The following is an 8,357-nucleotide window of genomic DNA, read 5'->3' on the forward strand; positions in this document are numbered from 1 at the left end:
CCACCTACACGCTGGACGGCCTGAACAACGGCCAGAGTTATAGTCTGTATGTGACCGCCGTGAACGGCAGCGAGCTTGAATCGAAGCCATCGGTAACGGTTGATGTCACCCCGCAAGCCCAGAACGGCCCGGCGCCTGCCGAAATCAACCAGGCAAGAGCCGTAGATGACGGCAAATCGGTAACGCTGACCTGGAATAACCCGGCTTCTCCCGATTTTGACCATGTCGATATTTACCTGGACGGCGTGCTGATCGGCTCTTCATCTAGCGGAAGCTACAAAGCCGGTGGACTCTTAGGGGAAACCGATTATTCCTTCACTCTCCGAACGGTGGAGAGAAGCGGCAATGCATCACAAGGCATTTCCCTTTCCACCCGCACCAAGGATATTACCCCGCCGGCAACCCCTGTACAGGTATCCGCAGCGGGCGGCCCAAGCAAAGCTTCCGTCTCATGGGCGGCTGGCACGGAGAGCGACTTGGCCGGTTACAATGTGTATATTAACGGACAACAAGTGAACACGAAGCCTCTTATCCAGAACTACTATGCAGCCACCGGCCTTGATTTCGGCACGAAATACAACATCCAAGTGGAGGCCGTAGACACAAGCGGAAACCGGTCGCCCTTAAGCAGCACCGCGTCGGCATCGCCCACACATTATTTGATTGATCTGGCCCGGTGGGGAATCTATAACGATGGGACCCACCCGGTGGAAACCGTTAAAGGAATTAATCAGGCGCTGGTCTGGGCGCATCTGAATGGCATTACGGCAACAATGCTTCCATCCGGAACGTATCTGATCGACAAGGACAGCCGGATCTCCATGGTTGGCAATATGCTGTTTGATCTGCCGATGGATGCCATCCTTCAGAAAGAAACCAACGGTAAGGAAAGATACGACGTTATGTATGTCGGATACGGCGCGAGCAATGTAACGCTTCGCGGCGGAACTTATCTTGGCGACAAGCTGACTCATGACTATTCCCAGAGGGAGCCTCATAATTCAGGCACTCACGAAGGCGGGTACGGCATCTTTGTCGAAGGCGCGGCGAATACAACGATTGATGGAGTTAAAGCGATGAATTTCACCGGAGACGGTCTGGTGCTTGGAGGCTACGGAACGATGTTCAAGGATCTGTATGCTGCCAGCTTCGTGTCCGGAGGAATCGACGGCAGCGGTCAGCCACGGAGCGATAGCACAAAAATCCGGACCAAAGAAGCCATCTATTTCATGAGTCCCATCTTCAAAACGCAGCGGACCTTTGAAATTTCCAATTTAATCAACCTGCCTGGCGGCTTTAACGTGTATTTCTATCGTGCGGACGGATCTTTCATGATGAGCCAGTTGGCAACAGCCAGACAGACCCTGACCATCCCCGGCGGCGCGGCCTACTTCCATCTTGTATTCAACAAAGCCTCGTCGGCGGGCGCTTACCTGGAAGCCTGGAACCGGGTCGTCTGCCAGAATACGGTGGTTAAGAACTCCGAGTTCGCATTCAACCGCCGGCAAGGGATTACGGTAGGCGGCGCTAACAATGCGCAGATTATCAACAACAGCCTGCATGATATGAAAGGAACAGCCCCTCAATCGGGGATCGACGTCGAAGGGGGATTCGGCCAGAACGGAAGTCTGAACACCAATATTTATATCAGGAACAATGAATTCTATAATAATGCAGCCTATGATGTCATTCTGTACGACGGACATGACGTCACCGTTGAAGGCAACCATCTTGCTTCCAAGGGAGTTATCGGGCTTGCCGTCTCCGATTCGTTCACAAATGCCATGGCCGTAAGCAACCATTTTGACGGAAGCCGGATTGTCGCTTATCACGACGCCACATTTTTAAATAACCGGTTGAATGATTCCTACACCTACTTTGCAGGGCCGAACATTAAAATCGATGGAATGGAGATCACCGACGGCACACTGTCTGTCAGCGCCAGAACGACGAATGGAGTCAAAGTATCCAATGTCAATATCAACATTACGAAGAATGTGGATGCGGGCTTTGCTATCTATGGAAAAGGCATTGAAGTTTCTAATGTTACGATTACGGGAAAAGGAGCGCTCGCCAGCTTTAAGGGAAGCCCCACAGAGAGCAGCGTGTTCAACAATATCAAGGTGCTGGGCTTTAACTCTGCCTATAACATGACTTTGCCGCAAGGCACTTACACGAACTCCGTATTTGAAGCGGCGGACGGCAGCAGATTCGGTCAGACGGTTGTCGCGAATGGCAAATACAGCTTCGACAATTGTACCTTCACATCCAACACCACAGGCAACGCGGCGCTTATCGCAAGCCATGCCAATCTGGATCTGAAGATCACGAACTCAACGTTCAATGTTAAAGGGGATGCGCCAGCAATTACGGTTGAAACGGCCAATAAAATCGTTCTGGACAACAACACGGTCACCGCCATGAACCTCACGCGCACCACCACAGAGCTTATCAAGATTAATGATTACTGGAAAAGAAATGATCCGGCCGATGTCTTAAATGCGACGATTACCCGGAATACGATCACCTCCAATATCGCCGCCGTTGGCATTTCCACGATCTATGCGGGGGTTGGAGCACCGCCCTATACTGTGACGAATAACATCCTTAACAAAGCTGTGCTTGCTCTTAAAAGCAATGATGTGCAGAGCGGAAATATCCAGCGGTAAAGCGCGCAGCGTTATAATAATCAAAAAAGAGCGGCCTGGGATTTCCTCCCGGGTCGCTTCTGCTTTGTCGAAGCTTAGTGGTGCATCCCATACCGTCCGATTCCGCTTTACAAAATAAACCATAGAATATATTGACAGAATATAAACGTAAATATATAATTTGTTCATTGCATATAATTCCTAGCTATTTAGTATGAAATGTTGTTGTGACTACTGCCATTACAGATCACCGGGCGTTAAATGGGATAAGAGAGGATGGATAGCGAATGGGCAAGATCAATTTGAGGATGGCTGAAGTTCAGAATCGCGAGCGGCGGCTTGGCACTATCATCGCCTGGAACGGAACAGCATCGGATCTGCACACGCAATCAGGCTATCAGCAAAGAGGAAGCGGATGTAAAAGCAATAAGGATGGATGCCGGCTGTGCGAAGCCAAAGGACCTTTCACTCAAGGCTCGGTGTGCAGTGAGCAAATGGTTGAATGTCAGGCAGGCAATGTCAGAGATGCAGTGCTGATCCAGCATTCACCGATCGGCTGCGGCGCCGGACAAGTTCCTTACAATTCAATCTACCGCAACGGCTTGGCCATGAGAGGCCATAAAGTCGAGAATATTAGAATTATCAATACAAACCTGCAGGAGACGGACATGGTGTTCGGTGCGCTTGGCAAGCTCAAGCAATCCATTGACGATGCTTGGGAAAGGTATTCACCCAAAGCCATTTTCATAGGAACCTCTTGCCCTACCGGGATCATTGGCGAAGATATCGAAAGTGTTGCAAAGAAGAAACAAGAGGAGCTGGGGATACCCGTCATTCCTCTTTTCTGTGAAGGATTCAGATCGAAGCATTGGAGTACCGGCTTTGACGCAACCCAGCATGGCATTTTGCGGCAGATTGTGAAAAAAAGCACGAAAAAGCAAGAGGATCTCGTCAATGTCATCAGTCTTTGGGGCTCGGATATTTTTACCCCTATGTTCAAAGAGTTTAATCTAAGAGTCAATTATGTTGTGGATATGGCTTCCGTCTCCGATCTTGAGCAATTGTCTGAAGCGGCGGCAACCGTGGGCTTCTGCTATACGCTCTCTTCGTATATGGCGGCGGCGCTGGAGCAGGAATTTGGCGTGCCCGAAGTCAAAGCTCCGATGCCCTACGGCTTCGCCGGAACCGATGCATGGCTTCGCGAGCTCGGCAAAGTCACCCATCGGGAAGAGCTTGTAGAGCAGTACATCGCAAAGGAACACGCCAGAGTCAAGCCGAGGATTGCCGAGCTCAAGAAGAAGCTTCAGGGTTTAAAAGGATACGTAGCTACAGGCTCCGCTTATGCCCACGGACTGATTCAAGTACTGAGAGAGCTGGATATTCAGGTAGACGGCTCGCTGGTGTTCCACCATGATCCCGTCTATGACAGCGGCGATGCCAGGGAGGATTCATTGGGGCACCTGATTGAACATTACGGCGAGGTCAAGTCGTTTAATGTGAGCAACAGGCAGCAGTATCAATTTTACGGTCTGCTGCAGGAGGTCAAGCCGGATTTTATCCTGATCAGACATAACGGTCTCGCGCCGCTGGCTTCCAAGCTCGGCATCCCTGCCGCTCCGCTGGGCGATGAGCATATCGCGATCGGCTACGAAGGCATCCTTAATCTGGGTGAAGCTATTCTGGACATTCTCGCCCATAAAAAATTTCACGATGATCTGAAAAAGCACGCAAAGCTCCCCTACAAGCAGTGGTGGCTTGAACAAAAAGACCCCTACATTCTCGCCAAGCACCCGGAATTGATCGATGCGTAAATAACGATTTTCATAGAAAAGGAGACTACCATGGCTGTTACCAAAAATGAGCACGGGCAGACCAATTCAATCAATCAAGTGCGCTACGGCTGTGCCGTCGGAGCCCTGTACAGCGTCGTATCCATTCCGGGCGCCGTTCCCATCGGCCACTGCGGACCGGGCTGCATGGACAAGCAATACACCAGCCTGGCCTTTTACAACGGCTTTCAGGGCAGCGGGTATTCGGGAGGCTCAGTCTCTCCAAGCGTCAATGCCGGTGAGAAAGAAGTAGTGTTCGGCGGCGAGAAGCGCTTGGACGAATTAATTAAATCCACTCTTAAGATCATAGAGGGCGACTTGTTTGTTGTGCTGAACGGGTGCATCGGAGAATTGGTCGGGGATGATGTCGGAGCGGTCGTCAGTAAATATCAGAAGCAGGGAGTTCCTATTGTGTATGCCGAAACCGGCGGCTTTAAGGGCAATAACTTCGTCGGCCATGAGATCATAACGACTGCCATCATTGATCAGTACGTTGATAAATTTACGCTTAACAAGGACCACAGGGAAAAAGGGCTGATTAATGTCTGGTCGGAACTGCCGTACCAGAATACATTCTGGCGCGGGGACTTGTCCGAGCTGAAGCGAATTCTTGAGGGCGCCGGCTTCAGAGTCAATATTTTGTTCGGCGGCAAATCGGGCGGAGTCGAGGAATGGAAGACGATCCCTCATGCCCAGTTTAATCTGGTCGTCTCGCCATGGCTCGGGCTGAAAACGGCCAAGCATCTGGAACAAAAGTACAATCAGCCGTATTTACACATTCCTGTGTTACCGATCGGTGCGGGGCAAACAGCGGCATTTATTAGACAGGTTGTTGAGTACGCGGGCATTGACCCTGCAACCGCCGAGTCGTTTATCGAGCAGGAAGAGCAAGAATACTATTATTACCTGGAGCATTTCAATGATTTCTACTCCGAATATTGGTGGGGGCTGCCGGCAACCTATGCCGTAGTCGGAGACAGCACGTACAATCTGGCCTTAAACAAGTTTCTGGTGAATCAGCTCGGCTTAATTCCCAAAAGACAAATCATCACCGATAATGCGCCGGAAAAATATAGAGAAGCCATCGCTCAAGAATATCAAAAGCTCGCTCATGATGTCGCCGCCACGGTCGATTTTGTTGAAGATGGTTATATCGTCGGCAAATTATTGAGAGAGACGGATTTCGGACATAAGCCCCCGATTATTTTTGGAACAACATGGGAAAGGGACACGGCTAAGGAACTGAAGGGCAAAATTGTCGAAGTCGGATTTCCGGCGTCCTATGAAGTGGTTCTGAACAAAAGCTACATCGGTTACAGAGGCGCATTGCAGCTTATTGAGAAAATATTCACTGTCGCTATAAGCGCCAGCGCATAGCTTCAGAAACAACACCATTTCCAAAAAAGAAAAAAAAGCCCGCATCTCAAAAAGGCGGGGTTTCGCAACAATCTGAGGCGGCCTGGGATTTCTCCCCGGGCCGCCTTTTTGATATCCCTCAGTAACAATAATACTTCTTCCATAGCTTATAGGAGTCATGCTTATTGTCCTCCCACCAGTCATCATCATCGTCATGATCATCGTCATGGCCATGATCCTTGCCTTTTAACCAACTTAACCAATTGCCGGATTCTTTGTCGTTGTCGTGGGATGCGGACTTTCCTTTATCGAACCAGGAAGAAAACAGATTACTCAGTGAGGAGAAAAAAGAGGTTGCATAAGAGGCCCTGTACTTCGCTTCCGCCGAACCGGAGGATGCATAGGCAGAAGCAGGCAGCATGATCACGCTGACTAATAGCACAATCAGTGTGAGCCGGGCGTATTTCTTCATACACGTTACCATATCTTCATTATCCTCTCTTTCCAAGAGTCTAATTACCTAAATAACGGTTCTCTATAAAGAATATAATGGAACTAGGGCGTGTATGCAAACTTAAGCAAGCCAAACCATAATAGAAGCCAGCGTCCAAAAAGCCTCTACGTTAAGCTCCCTACTTGTATAGGAATTCCCCCGCGTTTTGCGGTCAAATAATCGGAAAAATATAGAAAAAATTGAAAAAAGATTTACAAAATCCCGGACCCAAGTGTATAGTGTAAACCGTAACCAAAATTTGGATTGGAGATGTTGCTTTTATGAGGACATAAATCCTGTAAACTACACTCAAAAGATAACAGAAACCTCAAAAGAAGAAGCAGAAAAGGGTGCGCAACTTCAAAACTCAAAATATGTAATAACACCCAACACTACTACTACGACTAAAACTAGCTGGCTGGAATTAGAAACTACTATTGCAAAGTACAGTTCGAATACAGGAGGAGCCTCAGCACGTTTTGAATGGCTTACTTCTCCATTCTTTAGAGGTAAAGATGCTTTAGCCCTTGGATTGAATGCTAATTGCAGTGCTATTCCTGGGAGCTCATCAGCATTATATAAGTACTCTTTCTATACCGATACGGGTACACTTAATCCCATCAGGCATAACCGCAGACGAAAACAAGAATGAAGGAAGCACCCGATCGAATGGCCTTAAGGCTGTTTATCGTGGTGCTTCCTTTTTCCCTATCATAATTTAAAAAGCCTCCTCGCCAAATGGCGAAACCGGGTGTAAACGGTTTTCCAGGATCCGTAATATTCGGGCAGATCGCGCCAAGGAGCGCCAGTCCTTGCCACCCAGAGCATCGCGTTTAACATCATCCGGTGATCTTTCTGACGTCTTCCCCCTTGTTTTTTATAGGCAGAGGGCAGCAAGTCTTTAATGATTTCCCATTGATCGTCGCGTATTTCGTATCGTCTCTTCATATCCTTAATTTACCATGGTTCAGCTTATTTTTGCAGTTTGCATACAGACCCTAGCACTTCATCAGTCTTTAAATTGTGGATATAAGCGTTTCAGTTTGATTCGGGCGTCTTCCGTGGTAAATTGCCAGTCTACTCCTTTTTGAGAAGCATTGCGTCCCGTTTACCATGCGGCAAGTTCATGGGCCAAATCTTCTAAAGAAGGAATCCGGCGTCCCAGACACTGGCGGGTCATGACACTGAGTTCGATTTCGGCCACATTAAGCCAACTGCCGTGTTTTGGCGTGTAATGGATTTCCAAGCGTTTCGCCAGACGCAAAGCCACTTCCGGTTCGAATGCTTGGTACAGGGAGGCGATAGAATGCGTGTTCAGGTTATCCATCACGAGGCGCACTTTCGGAGCCTCCGGGTAATGAACATCCAACAGATCGCGGACTTGTTCCGCCCATTCCACCCGCGTGCGCTGTGGACGAACACTCACATGCCGCCAGCCCGCAAGCGGTTCCGTAAAAATGAAAATACTGACCTCTTTTTTCTAAATCTGAAAATGATTTGCACCTCCTTGATCACATTATATTCGATAACGAATAATCTGTAACGCCCTACAGATTCCACTTAGCAACATATTGCCTCCGCATTTGGCCTACGATTTAAAAAGTCTTTTCGGCCAAACGGATGAAAAAACTCTCGATAATATCACCCCGCTTATAAAACTATTAGGGGAACTAACCGATAAAGAACGTAGGGTTGTCAAAGACCTCCTTTATTCGATAATAAATAACAGGTAGCATCTTTATAATACAAGCCTCTACAACGCAGAGGGGAGGGCTAAAAACTTAGCCCCCCCCTAATTTTGATCGGATCATTCTATACTGATTTTTTATAGTGCTTGCAGATTTATGCAGCACGTTAGCAATTTGTGTTCGACTCATACCTTTTTCCCGAAGATCGAATAACTCCCTTTCAATGGGCGTCAAAATCCTTAATTTACGTTCTTTCCTCAATTCAGCAATTAATAGGTTGGATACATCTGAATGAACCTTAACCTTATTGCTTCGTCGCTATAGTGGATGCCTGATGTCTGCT

7 protein-coding genes and 1 pseudogene are annotated in these 8,357 nt (G+C 48.3%); 4 read left to right on the forward strand and 4 right to left on the reverse strand.

The window, feature by feature from the left end:
• The 3 genes from L691_RS0125965 to L691_RS0125975 all read left to right on the forward strand — a co-directional run.
• Positions 1-2,669 (forward strand): fibronectin type III domain-containing protein (locus L691_RS0125965; RefSeq protein WP_025693117.1); only part of this gene is annotated, 2,669 nt, incomplete at its 5' end.
• A 266-nt stretch (positions 2,670-2,935) separates the two neighbouring features.
• Positions 2,936-4,459, forward strand: coding sequence for a nitrogenase component 1 (locus L691_RS0125970; RefSeq protein WP_025693118.1), 1,524 nt, complete (start codon positions 2,936-2,938; stop codon positions 4,457-4,459).
• A 30-nt stretch (positions 4,460-4,489) separates the two neighbouring features.
• Positions 4,490-5,854, forward strand: a complete 1,365-nt coding sequence (locus tag L691_RS0125975) for a nitrogenase component 1 (protein ID WP_025693119.1) — start codon at positions 4,490-4,492, stop codon at positions 5,852-5,854.
• A gap of 118 nt (positions 5,855-5,972) precedes the next feature.
• Here the strand turns inward: L691_RS0125975 and L691_RS0125980 are convergent, their stop codons facing one another.
• Positions 5,973-6,317, reverse strand: coding sequence for a hypothetical protein (locus L691_RS0125980; protein ID WP_025693120.1), 345 nt, complete (start codon positions 6,315-6,317; stop codon positions 5,973-5,975).
• Positions 6,318-6,492: 175 nt separating this feature from the next.
• On the opposite strand from L691_RS0125980, the gene L691_RS32345 reads away from it, so the two are divergent.
• Positions 6,493-6,978 (forward strand): hypothetical protein, encoded by a 486-nt coding sequence (locus L691_RS32345; RefSeq protein WP_156934350.1) that lies wholly within the window; start codon positions 6,493-6,495, stop codon positions 6,976-6,978.
• A 59-nt stretch (positions 6,979-7,037) separates the two neighbouring features.
• Here L691_RS32345 and L691_RS34465 read toward each other — a convergent pair whose 3' ends face one another.
• From L691_RS34465 to L691_RS34470, 3 genes and pseudogenes are all read right to left on the reverse strand, one after another.
• The gene (locus L691_RS34465) at positions 7,038-7,274 is read right to left on the reverse strand and encodes a transposase (RefSeq protein WP_084654482.1); all 237 of its coding nucleotides are present in this window, start codon (positions 7,272-7,274) and stop codon (positions 7,038-7,040) included.
• Between the two features lie 61 nt (positions 7,275-7,335).
• Positions 7,336-7,794 (reverse strand): annotated as a pseudogene (locus L691_RS30260) (transposase); the annotation flags it as partial.
• A gap of 313 nt (positions 7,795-8,107) precedes the next feature.
• The gene (locus L691_RS34470) at positions 8,108-8,275 is read right to left on the reverse strand and encodes a sigma factor-like helix-turn-helix DNA-binding protein (protein ID WP_408634798.1); all 168 of its coding nucleotides are present in this window, start codon (positions 8,273-8,275) and stop codon (positions 8,108-8,110) included.
• Between the last annotated feature and the right edge of the window lie 82 nt (positions 8,276-8,357).

It is taken from the genome of Paenibacillus zanthoxyli JH29 (assembly GCF_000520715.1).
Lineage (GTDB): Bacteria > Bacillota > Bacilli > Paenibacillales > Paenibacillaceae > Paenibacillus_AQ > Paenibacillus_AQ zanthoxyli.